The sequence below is a fragment of the Glycomyces endophyticus genome, from assembly GCF_039531525.1.
Classification (GTDB): domain Bacteria; phylum Actinomycetota; class Actinomycetes; order Mycobacteriales; family Micromonosporaceae; genus Glycomyces; species Glycomyces endophyticus.
This window is the reverse complement of sequence record NZ_BAAAQF010000005.1, coordinates 677,299-695,006: the sequence shown is the minus strand read 5'-3', so window position 1 is coordinate 695,006 and position 17,708 is coordinate 677,299. Positions and strand designations below refer to the sequence as shown.

General features: G+C 70.7%; 18 protein-coding genes and 1 tRNA gene. 9 read left to right on the top strand and 10 right to left on the bottom strand.

Annotated elements, in window-relative coordinates:
* Positions 1-50 precede the first annotated feature (50 nt).
* The 4 genes from rpsA to ABD419_RS09950 form a co-directional block, all read right to left on the bottom strand.
* A complete protein-coding gene (gene rpsA, locus ABD419_RS09965; protein WP_344485242.1) occupies positions 51-1,550 on the bottom strand; it encodes a 30S ribosomal protein S1 in 1,500 nt (499 codons plus the stop codon).
* A gap of 210 nt (positions 1,551-1,760) precedes the next feature.
* On the bottom strand, positions 1,761-4,466 hold the full coding sequence (gene polA, locus ABD419_RS09960; RefSeq protein ID WP_344485239.1) for a DNA polymerase I: 2,706 nt from the start codon (positions 4,464-4,466) through the stop codon (positions 1,761-1,763).
* A gap of 115 nt (positions 4,467-4,581) precedes the next feature.
* The gene (locus tag ABD419_RS09955) at positions 4,582-5,199 is read right to left on the bottom strand and encodes an ANTAR domain-containing response regulator (protein ID WP_091041848.1); all 618 of its coding nucleotides are present in this window, start codon (positions 5,197-5,199) and stop codon (positions 4,582-4,584) included.
* 151 nt (positions 5,200-5,350) lie between these two features.
* On the bottom strand, positions 5,351-6,091 hold the full coding sequence (locus ABD419_RS09950; protein ID WP_344485224.1) for a 5-formyltetrahydrofolate cyclo-ligase: 741 nt from the start codon (positions 6,089-6,091) through the stop codon (positions 5,351-5,353).
* A 162-nt stretch (positions 6,092-6,253) separates the two neighbouring features.
* Here ABD419_RS09950 and ABD419_RS09945 point away from each other — a divergent pair, with 162 nt between their 5' ends.
* The 6 genes from ABD419_RS09945 (at position 6,254) to ABD419_RS09920 (ending at position 9,728) form a co-directional block, all read left to right on the top strand.
* Positions 6,254-7,165 carry a phosphotransferase gene (locus tag ABD419_RS09945; RefSeq protein WP_344485221.1) on the top strand — a complete coding sequence of 304 codons (912 nt, stop codon included), beginning with the start codon at positions 6,254-6,256 and terminating at the stop codon, positions 7,163-7,165.
* A 90-nt stretch (positions 7,166-7,255) separates the two neighbouring features.
* Positions 7,256-7,732 carry a hypothetical protein gene (locus ABD419_RS09940; RefSeq protein WP_344485218.1) on the top strand — a complete coding sequence of 159 codons (477 nt, stop codon included), beginning with the start codon at positions 7,256-7,258 and terminating at the stop codon, positions 7,730-7,732.
* Positions 7,732-8,505, top strand: a complete 774-nt coding sequence (locus ABD419_RS09935; RefSeq protein WP_344485215.1) for an SDR family NAD(P)-dependent oxidoreductase — start codon at positions 7,732-7,734, stop codon at positions 8,503-8,505. Before ABD419_RS09940 ends, ABD419_RS09935 begins: the two co-directional genes overlap by 1 nt.
* Positions 8,506-8,610: 105 nt before the next feature.
* Positions 8,611-8,684, top strand: a tRNA-Leu gene (locus ABD419_RS09930).
* Between the two features lie 154 nt (positions 8,685-8,838).
* Positions 8,839-9,021 carry a hypothetical protein gene (locus ABD419_RS09925; RefSeq protein WP_344485212.1) on the top strand — a complete coding sequence of 61 codons (183 nt, stop codon included), beginning with the start codon at positions 8,839-8,841 and terminating at the stop codon, positions 9,019-9,021.
* 173 nt (positions 9,022-9,194) lie between these two features.
* Entirely contained in the window at positions 9,195-9,728 is a 534-nt protein-coding gene (locus ABD419_RS09920) for a hypothetical protein (protein WP_344485209.1), read from the top strand.
* On the opposite strand, the gene ABD419_RS09915 is transcribed toward ABD419_RS09920, so the two are convergent.
* A complete protein-coding gene (locus ABD419_RS09915) occupies positions 9,725-10,846 on the bottom strand; it encodes a BTAD domain-containing putative transcriptional regulator (protein WP_344485206.1) in 1,122 nt (373 codons plus the stop codon). The genes ABD419_RS09920 and ABD419_RS09915 overlap by 4 nt on opposite strands.
* A 293-nt stretch (positions 10,847-11,139) precedes the next feature.
* Between ABD419_RS09915 and ABD419_RS09910 the strand changes: the two genes are divergently transcribed.
* Together ABD419_RS09910 and ABD419_RS09905 are read left to right on the top strand one after the other, a co-directional pair.
* Complete coding sequence (locus tag ABD419_RS09910) at positions 11,140-11,679, top strand: hypothetical protein (protein ID WP_344485203.1); 540 nt, start codon at positions 11,140-11,142, stop codon at positions 11,677-11,679.
* Positions 11,680-11,702: 23 nt separating this feature from the next.
* Entirely contained in the window at positions 11,703-12,098 is a 396-nt protein-coding gene (locus ABD419_RS09905; RefSeq protein WP_344485200.1) for a hypothetical protein, read from the top strand.
* A 49-nt stretch (positions 12,099-12,147) separates the two neighbouring features.
* Here ABD419_RS09905 and ABD419_RS09900 read toward each other — a convergent pair whose 3' ends face one another.
* From ABD419_RS09900 to ABD419_RS09885, 4 genes are all read right to left on the bottom strand, one after another.
* Positions 12,148-12,306, bottom strand: a complete 159-nt coding sequence (locus tag ABD419_RS09900; protein WP_344485197.1) for a hypothetical protein — start codon at positions 12,304-12,306, stop codon at positions 12,148-12,150.
* Between the two features lie 89 nt (positions 12,307-12,395).
* Positions 12,396-13,025, bottom strand: a complete 630-nt coding sequence (locus tag ABD419_RS09895) for a LysE family translocator (protein ID WP_344485194.1) — start codon at positions 13,023-13,025, stop codon at positions 12,396-12,398.
* A gap of 11 nt (positions 13,026-13,036) precedes the next feature.
* Positions 13,037-13,624: an isochorismatase family protein gene (locus tag ABD419_RS09890; RefSeq protein ID WP_344485192.1), complete on the bottom strand. Its 588-nt coding sequence runs from the start codon at positions 13,622-13,624 to the stop codon at positions 13,037-13,039.
* Positions 13,593-14,981 (bottom strand): chorismate-binding protein, encoded by a 1,389-nt coding sequence (locus tag ABD419_RS09885; protein WP_344485189.1) that lies wholly within the window; start codon positions 14,979-14,981, stop codon positions 13,593-13,595. The genes ABD419_RS09890 and ABD419_RS09885 overlap by 32 nt, the downstream gene beginning before the upstream one ends.
* Here ABD419_RS09885 and ABD419_RS09880 point away from each other — a divergent pair.
* Complete coding sequence (locus tag ABD419_RS09880; protein ID WP_344485186.1) at positions 14,973-16,223, top strand: chymotrypsin family serine protease; 1,251 nt, start codon at positions 14,973-14,975, stop codon at positions 16,221-16,223. The two genes, ABD419_RS09885 and ABD419_RS09880, sit on opposite strands and share 9 nt — an antisense overlap.
* 157 nt (positions 16,224-16,380) lie before the next feature.
* On the opposite strand, the gene ABD419_RS09875 is transcribed toward ABD419_RS09880, so the two are convergent.
* Positions 16,381-17,706: a TfuA-like protein gene (locus ABD419_RS09875; protein ID WP_344485184.1), complete on the bottom strand. Its 1,326-nt coding sequence runs from the start codon at positions 17,704-17,706 to the stop codon at positions 16,381-16,383.
* Positions 17,707-17,708 lie beyond the last annotated feature (2 nt).

The following is a 17,708-nucleotide window of genomic DNA, read 5'->3' as shown; positions in this document are numbered from 1 at the left end:
CGAACAGCCTGGGACGGGCAGTGGTCTGTCAGTTGAAAGAGTGACAGGGCTTAGTTGCCGGCGAGCTTCTCGCGCAGAGCCGCGAGCGCCTCGTCGGTGGCCAGCGTGCCCTGGGGCTCCGCCGGAGCCGACTTCTTCTCGGAAGTCGTCTTCTTCGCACCCTTGTCGCCCTTCGGGGCGGCTTCGCCCTCGGCGGGCTTGGCCGGGGCCTCGGTGATGACGCGCTCGGCGATCTGCTTGCCGTGCTCCTCCCAGCGGGCGCGGGCCTCGGCGTACTGCCGCTCCCACTCCTCGCGGGCCTCGTCGAAGCCTTCCATCCACTCGCCGGTCTCGGAGTCGAAACCGTCGGGGTAGATGTAGTTGCCCTGGTCGTCGTACTGCGCGGCCATGCCGTACAGCGTCGGGTCGAACTGCTCCTCGTTCTCGACGTAGGCCTCGTTGGCCTGCTTGAGCGACAGGGAGATCCGGCGGCGGTCCAGGTCGATGTCGATGACCTTGACCATGGCGTCGGAGCCGACCTTGACGACCTGCTCGGGCACCTCGACGTGGCGCTCGGCCAGCTCGGAGATGTGCACGAGGCCCTCGATGCCGTCCTCGACGCGGACGAACGCGCCGAACGGGACGAGCTTGGTGACCTTGCCGGGCACGATCTGGCCGATCGCGTGGGTGCGGGCGAACTGGCGCCACGGGTCTTCCTGGGTCGCCTTCAGCGACAGGGAGACGCGCTCGCGGTCCAGGTCCACCTCGAGGACCTCGACCTCGACCGGCTGACCGACCTCGACGACCTCGGACGGGTGGTCGATGTGCTTCCAGGACAGCTCGGACACGTGGACCAGGCCGTCGACCCCGCCGAGGTCGACGAAGGCGCCGAAGTTCACGATCGAGGAGACCGTGCCCTTGCGGACCTGGCCCTTCGCGAGCTGGTGCAGGAACTCGGTGCGGACCTCGGACTGGGTCTGCTCCAGCCAGGCGCGGCGCGACAGGACCACGTTGTTGCGGTTCTTGTCGAGCTCGATGATCTTCGCCTCGAGTTCGCGGCCCACGTACGGCTGGAGGTCGCGCACGCGGCGCATCTCGACCAGCGACGCGGGCAGGAAGCCCCGGAGACCGATGTCGAGGATGAGACCGCCCTTGACCACTTCGATGACCGAGCCGCGGACGACGCCGTCCTCTTCCTTGATCTTCTCGATGGTTCCCCAGGCGCGCTCGTACTGGGCGCGCTTCTTCGAGAGGATCAGACGGCCTTCCTTGTCCTCCTTCTGGAGGACGAGGGCCTCGACGTGGTCACCCACCGAGACGACGTCTTCAGGGTCGACGTCGTGCTTGATCGACAGCTCGCGCGAGGGGATGACGCCCTCGGTCTTGTAGCCGATGTCGAGCAGGACTTCATCCCGGTCGACCTTGACGACGGTACCTTCGACGATATCGCCGTCATTGAAGTATTTGATGGTCGCGTCGATCGCGGCGAGGAGTTCCTCGTCCGAGAAGGTTTCGTCGACCGCGGTGCTGTTCTCAGCGTTGCTCGAGGTGGCCTCGATGCTGCTCGTCATGTGGGCTGGTGCTCCGGATACGTATCAATCGTGGGCTCGCGCACGCACCCTGGCCGGACGCGCGCACTCGCGGTTCAATCCTGGGCCGCCCTTGCCGCCGGCGGCGTCCTGCTCCATTCTGAGGACGCGGACAAGCCCAGGCCAGTCCAGGTTACCGTGCGCGATAATGCCGCGCCAGTCCGGGCCGGGAGCTGGTGTCGATCGACACCGCTAATGGGCAGCGGCTTCCCACGACGCGCCGAAGCCGGCGGACACCGTCAGGGGCACCGCGAGCGTGGCGGCGTTCGACATCTGCTCCCGCACGAGTGATTCCAGTCGCTCCGCCTCGCCGGGTGCGACCTCGCACACGAGCTCGTCGTGGACCTGGAGGAGCACCCGCGAGTCGAGCTTCGCCTCGCGCAGGGCGCGGTCGACGCCGAGCATCGCGGTCTTCATGATGTCGGCGGCGCTGCCCTGGATCGGCGCGTTGAGCGCGGCGCGCTCGGCGATCTCGCGCAGCTGCCGGTTGTCGGAGGTGAGGTCGGGGAAGTACCGGCGCCGGCCCATGATCGTCTCGGTGTACCCGGTCTTGCGGGCCTCCTCGACGACGCGGTGCAGATAGTCGCGGACCTTCCCGAAGCGCGCGAAGTAGTCGTCCGACAGCTGCTGCGCCTCGGCGTTCTCGATGCCGAGCTGCTGGCTGAGGCCGTACGTGGACAGGCCGTACGCCAGGCCGTAGGACATGGCCTTGATCTTGCGGCGGTGCTCGGCGGTGACGTCGCCGAGGCCGACCCCGAAGACCTTCGCGGCGACCGCGGAGTGGATGTCCTCCCCCGCGATGAACGCCTCGATCAGGCCCTCGTCGCCGGTGAGGCTCGCCATGATCCGCATCTCGATCTGGCTGTAGTCGATGGTCATCAGCGACTCGAAGCCCTCGGAGACGACGAACCCGGCCCGGATGGCCCGCCCGGCCTCGGAGCGCACGGGGATGTTCTGGAGGTTCGGGTCGGCCGAGGACAGGCGCCCGGTGGCGGCCACGGTCTGGTGGAACGTGGTGTGGATGCGCCCGTCGGTCTGGATCGTGGCGCGCAGCGTGGCGACGATCTGCTTGAGCTTCTCGACGTCGCGGAAGCGCAGCAGCTGCTCCAGGAGCGGGTGCCCGGTCTTGACGAGGAGCTGCTGGAGCGCCTCGGCGTTCGTGGTGTACCCGGTCTTGGTGCGCTTGGTCTTCGGCATGTTCAGCTCGTCGAAGAGGATCTCCTGGAGCTGCTTGGGCGAGCCGACGTTGAACGGGCGGCCCACGATCTCGTGGGCCTTGTCGGTGGCGTCCTTGGACTGCGCGGCGAACCCGGCCTCGATGTCGGCGAAGTGGCCCTCGTCGGCGGCGATCCCGGTGATCTCCATGCGCGCGAGCACGCCGATGACGGGGAACTCCAGCTCGTCGGCGAGCACCGCCTGGTGGCGCTGCGCCAGCCGCTCGGACTGGACCTCGGCGAGGTCGGCGACGACCGCGGCGGCGGCGCAGTCGGCCTGCACGCGCGCGGTGTCGTCGTCGCCGGCGGTCAGGGCGCTGTCGCTGAACAGCGCGCCGTCGTCGGCCGGCGAGGCGGCCTCGGCGAGTTCGCGGCCGAGGTACTGCATCGCGAGGTCGCCCAGCGCGTACGAGCGCTGCTCGGGTTTGAGGAGGTAGGCCGCGATCATCGTGTCGGCCTTGATCCCGGCGGGCTCGGGCCAGCCCGCGGCGTCGGCGCCCCACAGGAACGCCTTCGCGTCGTGCACGAGCTTCGGCTTCGCGGCGTCGGAGAGCCAGTCGACCCAGGTGCGCTCGTCCTCGGCGTCGAGCTGCGAGGGCTCGAACCACAGCGCCTGGCCGCCCTGGGCCAGCGCGACGGCGTCGAACGACCCGGCGCCGGAGGCGAAGGCCCCGGTGAAGGCGATGGCGACGTCCCCGTCGCGGGCGGCGAGCCACGCGTCGAGCCCGCCGGGCACGAGCGCGGCGGCCTCGATCTGCGGCGTCTCGGCGACCGGCGCGGTGGCGGCGCCGACGGCCTTGTCGGGGAGGCCGGCGTTGAGGCGCTCGCCGAGGGCTCGGAACTGGAGCGCGTCGAAGAGGCTGTTGGTCGCGGCGACGTCCCAGCCCTCCCATTCGAGGTCGGCGACGGTGCGGTCGAGCTCGACGTCCTTGAGGAGGCGGTTGAGGCGGTGGTTGCGCAGGACGTCGTCGAGGTGGTCGCGCAGGCTCTGCCCGGCCTTGCCGGTGATCTCGTCGGCCTTGGCGACGAGGCCGTCGAGGGAGCCGTACTTGACGATCCACTTCGCGGCGGTCTTGGGGCCGACGCCGGGGATGCCGGGGAGGTTGTCGGCCTTCTCCCCCACGAGCGCGGCGAGGTCGCGGTAGTGCTCGGGGGTGACGCCGTACTTCTCGACGACGGCCTCGGGCGTGTAGCGGGCGAGCTCGGTGACGCCTTTGACCGGGTAGAGGAGGGTGACGTGCTCGTTGACGAGCTGGATCGCGTCGCGGTCGCCGGAGGAGATGAGGGTCGCCAGGCCGGCGGCCTCGCTCTGCGCGGCGAGGGTGGCGATGATGTCGTCGGCTTCGAAGGTGGCCTTGCTCAGCCACGTGATGCCGAAGGCGTCGAGAAGCTGCTGGATGATCGGGATCTGGCTCTTGAACTCCTCGGGGGTCTCGCCGCGCCCGTCCTTGTAGGCGGGGTACTCGTCGGTGCGGAACGAGTGGCGGGAGACGTCGAAGGCGACCGCGATGTGGGTGGGGGCCTCGGCCTTGAGCAGGTTGATCAGCATCGAGGCGAAGCCGTAGACGGCGTTGGTGACTTGGCCGTCGTCGGTCGCGAACTTCTCCGCCGGCAGGGCGAAGAACGCGCGGTAGGCCATCGAATGGCCGTCGATCAGGAGCAGGCGGGATTGCGAAGCGGTCACGGTCTGAGCCTATCGAGTGGGTCCGACAGGATCCGGGCAAGTCGGCGACGGCGTGGCCCGGCGAGGCGAAAGGCCCGCGATCGGGGTGATCGCGGGCCTCCGGTGCTCGGTGCGCCTACTCGGCGTCCTGGGCTTCCTTCTGCTCGGCCTCGGCGATGACGCGCTCGGCGACGGCGCGCATGGAGAGGCGGTGGTCCATCGCGGCGCGCTGGATCCAGCGGAACGCGTCGGGCTCGGGCATGCCGTACTGGGTCATCAGGAGGCCCTTGGCGCGGTCGACGAGCTTGCGGACCTCGAGGCGCTCGGTGAGGTTCTCGACCTCCTTCTCGAGGGCGGTCATCTCGGCGAAGCGGGTGAGGGAGAGCTCGATCGCGGGGACCAGGTCGGACTTCTGGAAGGGCTTCACCAGGTAGGCCATGGCGCCCGCGGAGGTGGCGCGGCTGATCAGGTCGCGCTGCGAGAAGGCGGTGAGGATCACGACCGGCGCGATGCGCGCGGAGACGATCTTCTCGGCGGCCTGGAGTCCGTCCATGATCGGCATCTGGATGTCGCAGATGACCAGGTCGGGCAGGTGCTCCTGGGCGAGGCGGACGGCGGCTTCACCGTCGGCGGCCTCGGCTACGACCTCATAGCCCTCCTCGGTGAGCATCTCGGCCAGGTCGAGGCGGATGAGCCCCTCGTCTTCGGCGATGAGCACGCGCTTGCGCGGCTCCTCGGCGGCCTTGCTCGTCATGCGGGTCCGTACCTTTCATGCGCGTCTGGACGGTGGGGCGTGCGCTGTAGAGGCACGTCCGGACGCTAGCTTAGCCGCCGCGTGTTACGTCCGCACGTTCCTATGCCGAGCGTTTCGGACGCCAGGGCCGAAACGTGAGGCGCGCTACCTCTCAGGCGGGCCGCTCGCCGCCGCCGGGGGTGTTCGCCATGAGCGCGTCGAGCAACGGGATCTCGGCGATCTGCTCGGGCTTGAGCCGGTCCTTGTGGAGCCCGTGGGGGCGGCGGGTGCGCGGGCACCGGATGATCCGGGTCGGGGTGACGACGAGGTCGACGCGGAAGTCGTGCGGCTCCTCCGGGATCGCCTCGTCGACGACCTGCGCGTCGTGGACGGTGGTGGCGATGACGGTGCGGTCGTCGATGAGCCCGGCCTCGGTGAGCATCCCGTACTCGATGTCGGCGTAGCCGCGGCCCTTGCCGACCCGCGCGCCGTCGCGGTTGACGGCGACCGATCCGCAGACGACCAGGTCGAGGCGCTGCATGGCCTCGACGCCGACGAGGAGGCTGTGCGCCTCGGCGGCGTCGCGCGTGGCGGCCTCGTCGGGCGTGTAGCTCGGCAGCAGCGAGTTCAGCAGGTAGAACGGCTGGTCGAGCGCGAGCTTCGGCACGGCCATGTACGTGGCTTTGGAGGCGGCCAGCGCGAGTGCGCGGACGCGGTGCTGGGCCCGGTCGGGGTTCACCTTGGCGGCGTTGGCGGTGCGCCACTGGTCGGTCGAGGCGAGGAGCTTCGCGGCCGCGTCGGCGCCCTCGAAGACGGGTATGCGCCCGCGCTGGTCCCCGTCGACGGCGCCTTGGCGCTCGAGCAGCGCCCACACGCGGTGTCGAATCTCATCCTTCGCTTGCGGCGACGACATTCCGGTCTCCTCAACGCCCAGGGGTCTGCGCCTCCAGGCTCCCACACCGGCCGCCCTCCCGTCACCCGCCGGGGCCGTCGATTTCGGACCGACCGCCGCGAATGCCGCCCGTCGGGGCGAAACCGGGTTGTCCTGGCGGGCGCGGGAGGTGAGGCTGTCGTGATGGACATGCACCCGGGGCAGCTCTCGATCTCGCCGGCGGCGGTGCGCGAGCTCGTCGCCGACCAGTTCCCGCAGTGGCGGGACCTGCCGGTGGTGGCCGTGCCATCACAGGGGACGGTGAACGCGATCGTCCGGATCGGCGACCGTTTGACGGCGCGGTTCCCTTTGGAGCCCAGGGAACCCGAGGCGGTGCGCCGCTGGCTGGAGGACGAGGCCGCCGCGGCCGCGGAGCTGGCGGGGCGGACGCGGTTCGCGACGCCCGAGCCGGTGGCGATCGGAGCGCCCGGGGCGGGGTTCCCGCTGCCGTGGGCGGTCCAGACGTGGGTGCCGGGGACGGACGCCGTGCACGCCGATCCCGGTGCGTCGGTGCCGTTCGCGCGGGACCTGGCCGAGTTCGTCCGCGAGCTCCGGTCGGTCCCGACGCGGGGCCGCGCGTTCACCGGCGGCGGCATGGGCGGGCGGATCGCCGACCACGCCGAGTGGATGGCGACGTCGTTGGACGCCAGCCGGGGGCTCCTGGACGTCCCGCTCATGCGTGGACTCTGGGCCGAGATGATCGACCTCCCCCGCGGCCCCGAGCCGGACGTGATGAACCACAGCGACCTGATCCCCGGCAACGTCCTCGTCGCCGACGGCCGGCTCAGCGGCGTGCTCGACGTGGGCGGGTTCCGGGCGGCGGACCCGGCACTGGACCTCGTCGGCGCCTGGCACCTGCTGGAGGAGGCGCCGCGGCGGGCGTTCCGGGAGTCGCTGGGCTGCGGCGACCCCGAGTGGGCGCGCGGGAGGGCCTGGGCGTTCGTCCAGGCGATGGGCGCTGCCTGGTACTACCGGGAGTCCAATCCGGGCATGAGCGCGTGGGCGCAGCGGACGCTGCGGCGCATCGCGGCCGACGGCCGCGGCGATGCCGCCTGAAACGCGGCGGCCGCCGCCGGTCCGTGCGCTCGCCGCGTCTCCAATGGGAATCGCCTTGCCTGCCATCAGTGGCGGTGCGAGACTGCCCCGATGAACGACACCGACGCCGCCATCGACGCCCTCCTCGCCGAACTCGGCGGCACCTGGGAGACCGTCGAGCAGATCACCACCGCCCGCGAACGGCTCATCGCCGCCCTCCCCGGCTGGGAGCTCCCGGCCGCGTACGGGATCGCCACCGTCGCCCCTGACGGCACGGTCGCCTTCGCCCGCGCCAACATCGGCGTCCACCCGCTCCCCGCGGTCGTCCTGTCCACGGTCCTCGGCCACGTCGCCGGCTCGGCCGCGTTCCTGCTGGACGCGACCTCCCTCGCGCAGGCGATCCGGCTCCTCGCCCCGGCCGAGGCGTGCACCGCGTACGAGCATCCGAACCTGGCGACCTGGCGCGACGTCCAGAAGGCCGTCGCCGACGGCGACACCGTCGTCGCGGTCTTCCTCAGCGACCGCGACTATTGGGGCGACGACCCGGCCGTGCTCGCCCTCAAGGACCTCGCCGACGCGGAGGCCTGATGGAGGCGGTCGTCGTCACCGGCGGCGGACGCGGCGTCGGACGCGCGATAGCCGAGCGGCTGCTCGGCGACGGCCGCGCCGTCGCCATCCTCGAGCAGCGGTCCGAGCCGTGGCTCGACCCGTTCATCGCGGCTGGCCGCGCGGCACTCGTCCTCGGCGACGCGGGCGACGACGACATCGCAGCTGAGGCCGCCGCCGCAGCCCGGCGACTCGGCACGCTCACCGGCTGGGTCAACAACGCCGCCGTCTTCCGCGACGCGTGGCTCCACGAGGCCGGCGGCGCGGCCGTCGCCGAACTCGTCCGCGCGAACCTCCAGCCGTGCCTCGCCGGCGCGGCCGCGGCGGTGCGGGCGTTCCGCACGGCCGGGACGGGCGGCGCCATCGTCAACGTCTCCTCCCACCAGGCGCAGCGCCCCGTCGCCGGCGCACTCCCCTACGCCACCGCCAAGGCCGCTGTCGAGGGCCTCACACGGGCGCTCGCCGTCGACTACGGCCCCCTGGGCATCCGGGTCAACGCAGTCGCGCTCGGATCGATCACGACCGAGCGCATGGACGCCGCCCTCGCCGACATGACCGGGCCCGAACGCGAGTCCCACGCCCGAACCATTCGCGACCTCCACCCCCTCGGCCGCGCCGGCCGCGGCACCGAAGTCGCCGACACGGTCGCCTACCTGCTCTCCGACGCCGCCTCCTTCATCACCGGCGCAACCATCCCCATCGACGGCGGCCGCGCCGCCCAAGGCCCCGACCCCGAGTCCCGCCACCTCGATTGACAGCCGCCCGCACCGCCGGCCTCCCGTCCCAACTCCCCTGAGCCCCACCCCGCCCGTCCCCCCAGGTACCATTCACACCGGCCCCGCCCCCACCGGCGAGGCCCCGGCCCGGTATTCCAACTGGCAGAGAAGACGGATTCAAAACCCGTACAGTGTGGGTTCGAATCCCACCCGGGCTACTCAAACGGAGTTATAGCTCCACTAACAGGGCAAACGAGACATCCAAAGCATGACACGAACAAGTGTCACGCCTTCCTTGCCTCTCCGGCCCCTTCCCGATCCAGCCCCTCAAGCGCGGGTCATGATGCGCCGCTTCGAGAGCGGAGCCTGAGGATGCCGAACGTCGACCCGCAGCAGTTGCACAACCACATCCAGGAGTACGCGCTGCACCGGCGCGACCTGGGCACGGGAGAGCTGGTCCGCAAGCTCGACGGCGACCGACGGCTGCTCGGCACCGGGCGGCTGGTCCTCCACAGCCTGCTCCACATGCAGGCCGACCGCCTGACCGGGTCGTGAATGCGGATCGTTCATGAAGCGGCGCAGGCCGTCCGGGCGGGTACGGGAACGGTACGGGTTTCGGTGACAGGACCGCTCAAGGCGGTGTTCCTAGCATCGTGGGCAGTCCTATCCGGCGGCCCTCGACAGGGCTCCCGGGCAGTCGGACCCTCTCATCCTCCGAAGGAGCCCCCATGACCGCGCACGACACACCGAACCTGTCCCGCCGCCGCCTGCTGCGGGCGGCCGCCATCGTCCCCGCCGCCGCACTTCCGGCGGTCGCGGTCGCGAGCCCCGCGCAGGCCGCGTACCTGGGCAACATCGTCCGCGCCGACGTGCTGGAGCGGGCCCAGAACTGGTACAACCGCAACATCCAGTACAACGGCGGCAGCCGCGCCACCGACATCGACGGAAGCCACACCTACCGCCAGGACTGCTCCGGGTTCGTCTCGATGTGCTGGCACTCCGCCACCCCCGGGCACAGCACCCGCACCCTCCCCGACCTGTGCACCCGGATCAACTGGGGCCAGCTCAAGGTCGGCGACATCGTCAACTCCTACGACAACCACTGCATGCTCTTCCACAAGTGGGCCGCCGAGTCGGGGCACATCTGGATCTACGATCTGGCCGACACCAGCTCCGACATGCGGCATGTGAAAGTGGCGACCGCGTCGCTGCGCAGCCAGGGCTACATCCCGTGGCGCTACGACAGGATCCGTGACAACTAGGCTCCGGCCGGGCCGGTGCGCGGGACACTGCGCACCGGCCCGGCGCTGTGGAGGCTCGGGACCGCCGGGATCTGGCGGACCATGTCGGGTCGCAGGGGTGTGCGGGCTCCGTCGCGGGTGAGGACGTCGCGGTGCGCTTCGCGGAGCCGCTGACCGGGGTCGATGCCGAGCTGGTCGCGCAGGGCGGCGCGGACGCGGTCGTACGCGGCGAGCGCCTCGGCCCGGCGGCCCGCGGCGGCGAGGGTCGCGACCAGGTCGGCGTGGAGGGGTTCGTGCAGCTCAAGGCGCTGCGCGAGCCCTCGCAGGCGCGGCAGGACCTGCTCGCATGCGCCGAGTTCGCGAGCGGTCGCGGCGTACGCGCGCAGCAGCTCCGCGTACTCCTCAGTCAGGGCGGTCGCCAGGGGGTGGTGACGCAATGAGTCCACATCGGATTCACCGCGCCACAGCGCGGCCGCCGCGGCGTACTCCTTCAGGGCGCGTTCGGGATCGGCCTCGACCCGGCCCGCCGCGGCGAGACTGCGGAAGCGCAGGAGGTCGAGGCGCTCGGGGCCCGCGACCAGGCGGTACCCGCCGGGGGCGGCCACGATCGCGCAGGTCGGGGGCGCGGCCGGGCGGACGAGCCGCCGCAGCCGCGCGATGTACGTGTACAGCAGGTCCACGGCCGTCGGCGGGCGCCGCTCGCCCCACAGGAGGTCCATGAGCGCTTCGCGGCGTACGACCTCGTCGGCGCTCAACGCGAGTCGCAGCAGCAGGCTCCGGGCCTTCTCCGCGCCAAACGGCACCGCGGCGCCGTCGCGCCATACGGTCAGCGGCCCGAGGACCCCGATGACCAGCTGCGGCGCGGCGCCGGTCCGCGACTCGCGCGGCGCGGCCTCCGAAGTCGCCGCGGCCGGGCCGAACATCGCCGGCACCTCCTCAGGTGGCAGGCCGAGGGCGGACGCGAGCCTGCGGGCCGACTCGCGCCGCGGCCGGCCACTGCGCCCCTGCTCCAGGTCCCGCACGGCCGCCAGGCTGACTCCCGACCGCTCGGCGAGCTCGCGCTGCGTCAGCCCGGCGCGCTCGCGGTGGCGGCGCACGAGCGCGCCCGAGATCGTCCCTGGTCGATGCCCTTCGGCCATTGTCACCACCGCGCTCGTCGATCCGCCGTCATGGTGACCATTCCAGCGGGCACCGCCGGGACCGGCAAGGCGGTTCACCGGCGGCGCACAGGCGGAATCGGTCCGCCGGAGCGGGAGGCCCCGCGGCGCCGCGTCCATCCGCCGGTCTCCCGCCGGTGTCGTGCCTGGTCAAATTGCAGAGGCCATCGGGTGTCAGGTCCCGCCGCAGGGCACGCCGCAGCGCGGCGTTCGATCCGTCCGGCGCCGGGACGGCCCGGTGCGCCTCCACCTCACCCTGCTCAAATGAGAGACAGATGGCAATCAGATCGAGACTGCTCGCGTCACTCGGCGTGGCGCTCGCGATGATCCTGGCGGCCGGATTCGGCGTCGCCGCACCCGCGGCGGCGGGCTCGGACGGCGCCTCCGCAGCCGCCGCCGAGGCCGACCTCGGTGCGCTGCTCGACGTCACGTACGAGTCGCAGCCCGACGGCTACATCCAGGTCACCGAGTACGAGAACGCCACCGAAGTCACCGCGGTCGCCGCCGCCTGCACAGTGACGGCGCGCGCGTACAAGCCCACGAAGTCCGGAGGGTACGTCCGCGGCGAAGGCTATTTCAAGCTGGCGGGCTGCGGCACCAGCCCGTTCAAGATCACCTTCAGCCTCGAGATGTACGTCGGCGGCTACTGGCTGGAGGTGGCCACGTACGACTACACGGTGAAGCCGCCGGCCAGTGGCTATCCCCGCGTCGCCGCGACCTGCAAGCGCGGGTCGTACAGCACCGAGCTGCTCGTCCAGCGCGGCAGCACCGAGAAGTACGTGACCGGCGACGCCCTGAGCGTGACGTCATGCTGACCCAGAACGGAACGAGGAGCAACATGCGACTGCGCCGACTGATCGCCAAGGCCGCGATCGCTTGGATGGTGTTCGGGGCCGGATCGGTCGCGGCGGTCATGCCGGCGTCGTCCGCATCGGCTGCGGAGGCCGCCGGCTGCACCGTCACCACCAGCATCAGCGGCCCGAACAAGGTCGGGTCGAACGTCAACGGCGTCCTGCGCATCACGGTGTCCGGATGCGCGGGCCGGTACTGGACGGAGTACAGCTACCTCAACGGGCCCTCGAACGACGCGCGCACGGTGACCTACAAGGGCAACCGCAGCTACTCGGTGCTGCTGAGCGCCCCGTGCCGGAACGGGACTTACCGGCTCATCCTGCAGATCATCGGCTCCGGGTTCGACTCCTACGACGAGCAGGCGAAGACCATCCGCTGCTGATCCCGCGCCAGTGAGGGCGGGCCGCCGGTCGGCGGCCCGTCCTTCGGGGTCAGTAGCAGTAGGTGCTGGCGGGGATCTCGGGCCGGGTCTCCGGACGCGACCAGAAGATGATGCCCGCGCTGTTGTTCCCGGTCTGGTCGTAGAAGCCGTAGCTCTTCCAGGTGCTGGTGGTAGCGGTCGCGACGGTCCCCTGGAACGAGCCGTCCACGAAATTGGGCAGTGCTTAGCCTGCCAGGGCATGACACGAACAAGTGTCACGCCTTCCTTGCCCCTCCGGACCCTTCCTGATCCAGCCACTCAGGCGAACAGTGTGTACGCGGCGAGGGCGAAGAATGCGGTGCCCGAGATTCGCGCCATGGTTCTGAGGGAGAGTCTGCCGACGAATCGGCGCATGCCGTTGGAGGCGAGGACCCATGTCGAGTCGGGGATCGTGGCGAGGAGGACGAACACGATGCCGAGTTGCACGATCTGCCAGGCGGCGCCGCTCGACGTGCTTGAGACGAACTGGGGCAGGAATGCCAGGAAGAACACGGCGGTCTTCGGGTTGAGCACCCCGACCACCAGCCCTTGTGTGAAGGCTTGGCGAGCGGAGACCGCCGGCACCGCGTCCTCGGTGGTGCTGCTGAAGGTCCGCTTGTCCTTGGAGAGCCAGCCTTTGACACCGAGCCAGATGAGGTAGGCCGCGCCGAGGAGTTTGACCACGGTGAACGCTTCGGGGCTCGCGACGATGAGCGCGGACACGCCGACCGCAGCGGCGACCACGTGGGCGAGGTATCCGATTTCGACGCCTGCGACGGCGGGCAGTCCCGCCCGCCAGCCCGCCGAGAACGTGGTGGTCACGACGAAGGCGACCGAGGTCCCCGGTGCGATGACGATCGGCAGGCTGGCGAGGCAGAACAGCAGCAGCGTCTCAGGCGAGATCCACACGCAGGCGCACCCTACCCGTTCCCGGCGGTCAGGGCGTCGATCGCGGTCTTCGCTGTCCAGATGGAGGCGCAGAGGCGGGCGACGTACTCGGTAGCGGCAAGGTGCTGCTCCTCGGTGTACGCCATCATCGCGTCAGCGATGAAGAACGGCTTGATCCCTCGCTTGAATGCGTCGAAGGCGGTGAGCAGGCAGCCGATATCGGCGTAGATGCCGCAGATGAGGAGCTCGGAGCGGTCCAATTCGCCGAGCACCGATTCGAGCTTCGTGGCGTAGAACGCGCTGTAGATCCGTTTGACGATCTGGACCTCGCCGTCGCGGGGCGTCAGGTCGGGATGGATCGTGTGGTGGGCGGGGTCGTCGTGCATGCCCATGCCGTGGAAGTCCCGCAGCAGACCCCGGTGTTCGGGGGTCAGGCTCGGTTCGGCGACGCTGTAAACGACCGGGATCGACAGCGACCGGGCGGATGCGATGAGTCCGGCAGTGGTCCGCAGCAGGCGGGCCCGCCCGGCCTCCGGGAGCGAATTCGTGTAGAACAACTGCATGTCGTGGACCAGGAGGACGCTCTTGTCAGCTTGCGGCGTCCAGCCCACGCGGTCCATCTGCCGCCAGTCGATTGCTTTCGGACGCGTCGATCCTACTCACCGCCGACCGGACGCCATGGGCGGGTGCGGGCAGTGGTTTGAGTTCGGCGCCAAGGTATTCCCCTATGGCCTGCATGCCGAGGCAGACGCCGAAGACGGGAATGCGCCGGCTGGTGGCGTAGGCGAGGACGCGGCCGGTCCCGAACTCGCCCGGTGACCCCGGGCCGGGTGAGAGGACGATCAGGTCGGGGGACGCCTGGTCGAGGAACGCTTCGGCGATCCCGGTCCCCCGGTCGGAGCGGATGGTCGTCGTATCGCAGCCCGCCCGCCGGAAGTAGTCGGCGAGGGTGTGGACGAAGGAGTCCTCGTGGTCGACGATCAGCACCCGCAATCCCTGGGGCGTAGGCGGGTCCGGCGGAACCTCCAAGTCCGGTCCGCCGGGATGCTGGTCGATCGCATCCAGCAGCGCGGCCGCCTTGAGGGCGCACTCTGCTTCCTCGTACGCGGTCACCGATCGTGCGAGCAGGCTGTTCCCGGCGCGGACGCGCGCCATCCCGTCGACGAGGTGGACGGCGCGGATCGTGATGCCGAAGTCCATGTCCCCGTTGCACAAGAACGCCCCGAACGCGCCCGCGTACCATCCCCGGGCGCTCGTCTCGGTCGCCTCGATGAACTGCATCGCGCCGATCTTGGGCGCACCGGTCACGGTGACGGCCCACATGTGGCTGATGAACGCGTCCAGGGCCGAGTAGCCGTCCCGGAGCGTGCCGGTGATGTGCTCGACGGTGTGCATCAGCCGCGGCGTGGTCTCCACGTCGCGGTGCGCGATCACCTGCACCGATCCGGGCTCGCACACCAGGGACTTGTCGTTGCGGTCGACATCGGTGCACATGACCAGCTCCGAGTCGGCCTTGTCCGAGAGCAGGAGGTCGCGCAGGATCTGGAAGTCCTCGATCGCGTTCGCGCCCCGGGCGGCGGTCCCGGCAATGGGCGCGGATTCGATCCGGCGGCCCCGGGATCGTACGAACAACTCCGGCGAGACGATGACGAGGTGCTCTGCCCGGCCCAGGTTCAAGTGCGCGGCATATGGTGCCGGGTTGGCCGCGAGGACCCGTTCGTAGAGGGCACTGGGCGAGTCGGTGAACGCCCGTTCATAGCTCTGGCGTCCGCCAAACGATAGACGGCCCGCAGGCTCCTCCCGTACCACTTCGCGAGCCGTGAAGACGCTAGCGCGTGCCGCGCCGAGCAGGCGCGGGTTCCCGCCGGTGTCCTGCCTGAGTACCGCCTCGATCTGGAGCGTCCGATTCGTTTGAATATGTTCACGATGGACGTTCGATGAACGCCCCACATGGACAGGAACGATGCGATGGCTCATCATCCGATCAGCGGCCGTACCCCCTCGAAGCGCCTCCTCCGACGGCTGACCGGCGCAGCCGTGCTCTGCGCCGCCCTCCTGGTGCCGGACACGGCCGCGCAGGCACAGGAAGACCCCGACCCCGCCGACCCCTCCCTGCTCCAGTCGGACGCGGAGGCACTCGAAACCGACCTCGCGCTCATCGCCGAGGCACATGGATGGACCGTCGCCCAGGCCAGAGCCCAGCACGTGGCCGCCGAAGCCGTCGAGGACGCGGCCTGGGCCGTCTACGAGCGGGCGCCGGACACCTTCGTCGGCACGGTGCTCTCGCTGACACCTGGCGGCACCCCCTCGCTCCTCCTCAAAGGCCCCGCCGACGACTGGACCACCAGCCTCGCCGCCTCCGGCGCCGTTCCGATCGACATCGTCGACAAGCAGCCGTACTCGTTCACCGAACTGCAATCACTCAACGACCGGCTCATCGACTCCCTCACCGCCCTGGGATACAAGCAGATCTCGAGCGGCGAGGACGTCCTCGCAGGGACCGTCGTCGCCGAGGTCCAGGCCGAACCCGGTCTCCGCTCGTCCAGCGCCGAGATCGAGGCGCTCCTGCCGCCCGACGTCGCGGCCGGCGTCGACCTGGCCGTCACCGACGCCCTCGCCTCCGGATTCGACCACGCCTACGGCGGCGCGCGGGTGCGCAACGGCGCCAGCAACAAGTGCACCAGCGGATGGACCGTCGTCGCCCCGGGCGGCACCACCGGCGTCACGACCGCCGGCCACTGCGACGGCATCGACGGCATCCTCGAGGACGGCGTCGGCGCCTGGGCTCTCACGCACCGGCAGGAGCACATCGGCCGGTACGGCGACGTCGAATGGAAGACCTCCACGCACGCGGAGCCGGCCAAGTTCTACCCCTCCGCCGGTACGCTGCGGACGACGCGCGAAGTCGAGCTCCTCGTCGAGATGTCCCTCAACGAGAGCGTCTGCCTCTACGGCCGCTCCTCGAACGACCGCGACTGCGGCTCCCTGATCAAGAGCAGGGCCCACAGCTGCACCATCGACGGCGTCGGCGTGCGCAACCTGATCCGCACCAACCGCGACATCGGCATCGGGGGCGACTCCGGAGGCGGATGGTCCTACGCGAGCACTGCTTACGGAGGACACACCGGCTGGTGCACCGTCAACGGCGCCACCCGTGACGTCTTCTCCGCCGCGGACCTGTTCTCCTCGGCGATCGGCGTCCGCGTGCGAACCGCCTGACCGTCACCATCCGGGCCTCGGCGCCGTCGCAAGGAGACAGCGCCGAGGCCCGCACACCTCCCCCGCCCTCACCGCCATGCCGAGCACCGGAGTCGGGCCGGAGCCTGTGGTCGCAGCCCGCCCGAGCGTCCGAGTCGACGACCGACCGCCTGCCGACTCAGGCGAGGTGTCTCCACAGGTCCTCTCCGAGTTCGGCGAGGATGAACTGGCGGCAGACCTCGACGGCGCCATCGAAACCGCGGAAGCCCCGGTCGCGGGCCGCGGCGTCGCACTCCTCCGTCGTAGATTCGCCCAGGCGCCACAGCTGCATCAAGTACCGGCGGACCGCACCGAACTCCAGCCGGTGCACGTCGACGCCGAGCGCGGCGGCGCGGTCGTTGACCGAGTACGCCCGGGCGACCGACTCCACTGTGGCGGCATCCGGTGGCGGTGCCGGCCGGTCGCGGCCGGGCGGAGTCGCGCCGGAGCCGGCGCTGCGGACCAGGAGGCGCCCCAGCGCCTCTCCGGCGTCCAGCGTGGCGTCCTCGGCCGCGGTGAGCCAGCGCCGTCGCTGCTCCGTGGTGAGGTCTTGCACGCGCAGGCCGCTGTCCGCGGCGGCACGCTTGGCCGACTCCAGCAGCTGCGAGGCGGTGCACCCGTCCGCCGAGGGTTCGCCTGCGATCCAGGCCAGCACGCGGTCCCGCCACCGCTGCGGATAGTCGGGGTCGAAGATCTGCTGGTACTGGCGCTGCGCCAGCGACGAGATGCGCCGTGTGCCCTGGACCGCCCCCGCATGGCGGTCGATCCACTCCGCCAGGTGCCCGGTCCGCCAATCCTGCTCGACCCAGGCGCCCGGGTCGGTCGGCTGGAACGCTCCCTCGGCGAGGAGGCGCAGCGCGGTGAGGGCGTCGCGGTGTTTGGCGCCGCGAAGGTCGGGATGCTCGGCCAGCCAAGAGCGGAAGCCGGCGATCCCAGGTGCCTCCAGCGTCGCCAGGCGCTGAGGACTGCGCTCGGTGTAGTGCACTTCGCGGAGCACCGCGGCGATGGCGGCGCGTTCGGCGCCGTCGACGGCGCCCGCCAGGTGGGCGTCGAGCAGGTGGGACTCCAGATCGACCATCGCCGCCGTCAGCTGCTCGACCTCGGGGCCTTGCGTGTGGGTCACGGCCACATCCGCATCGGCGTCGAGGAGGCCCTCCTTGTATTTTCGGTAGACCTCGCCGACGCCGATCATGCCGTACACGTTGAGTTCGGCCGCACGCAGCGCGCCCATGCTGGAGCATCCGGCGACGGTGGCGCCGACCGCCATGAGCGCCAGAATCTCCTTGTGGCGCACCGAGGCCGCCTGGTGGAAGACGCCGTCGATGATCAGCACCTGATCGCCGGGACCGACGTCAAGGCGTAGGGAGTCGCCGTGGCGGATCGGCGGATGCGGCACCGCCGCGGGGAACGCCGCGAGGACCTGGTCGGGACTGAGCGTGGGGCCGCAGAAGACGTGCGCTGTCACCG

Coding starts and splice junctions, on each gene's coding strand:
- ABD419_RS09940 (WP_344485218.1), top strand. CDS start 7,256: ATGAACGACACCGACGCCGCCATCGACGCCCTCCTCGCCGAACTCGGC.
- ABD419_RS09910 (WP_344485203.1), top strand. CDS start 11,140: ATGGCAATCAGATCGAGACTGCTCGCGTCACTCGGCGTGGCGCTCGCG.
- ABD419_RS09890 (WP_344485192.1), bottom strand. CDS start 13,624: ATGGACCGCGTGGGCTGGACGCCGCAAGCTGACAAGAGCGTCCTCCTG.
- ABD419_RS09945 (WP_344485221.1), top strand. CDS start 6,254: ATGGACATGCACCCGGGGCAGCTCTCGATCTCGCCGGCGGCGGTGCGC.
- ABD419_RS09920 (WP_344485209.1), top strand. CDS start 9,195: ATGACCGCGCACGACACACCGAACCTGTCCCGCCGCCGCCTGCTGCGG.
- rpsA (WP_344485242.1), bottom strand. CDS start 1,550: ATGACGAGCAGCATCGAGGCCACCTCGAGCAACGCTGAGAACAGCACC.
- ABD419_RS09915 (WP_344485206.1), bottom strand. CDS start 10,846: ATGGCCGAAGGGCATCGACCAGGGACGATCTCGGGCGCGCTCGTGCGC.
- ABD419_RS09925 (WP_344485212.1), top strand. CDS start 8,839: ATGCCGAACGTCGACCCGCAGCAGTTGCACAACCACATCCAGGAGTAC.
- ABD419_RS09935 (WP_344485215.1), top strand. CDS start 7,732: ATGGAGGCGGTCGTCGTCACCGGCGGCGGACGCGGCGTCGGACGCGCG.
- ABD419_RS09950 (WP_344485224.1), bottom strand. CDS start 6,091: ATGTCGTCGCCGCAAGCGAAGGATGAGATTCGACACCGCGTGTGGGCG.
- ABD419_RS09905 (WP_344485200.1), top strand. CDS start 11,703: ATGCGACTGCGCCGACTGATCGCCAAGGCCGCGATCGCTTGGATGGTG.
- ABD419_RS09955 (WP_091041848.1), bottom strand. CDS start 5,199: ATGACGAGCAAGGCCGCCGAGGAGCCGCGCAAGCGCGTGCTCATCGCC.
- ABD419_RS09880 (WP_344485186.1), top strand. CDS start 14,973: ATGGCTCATCATCCGATCAGCGGCCGTACCCCCTCGAAGCGCCTCCTC.
- ABD419_RS09885 (WP_344485189.1), bottom strand. CDS start 14,981: ATGAGCCATCGCATCGTTCCTGTCCATGTGGGGCGTTCATCGAACGTC.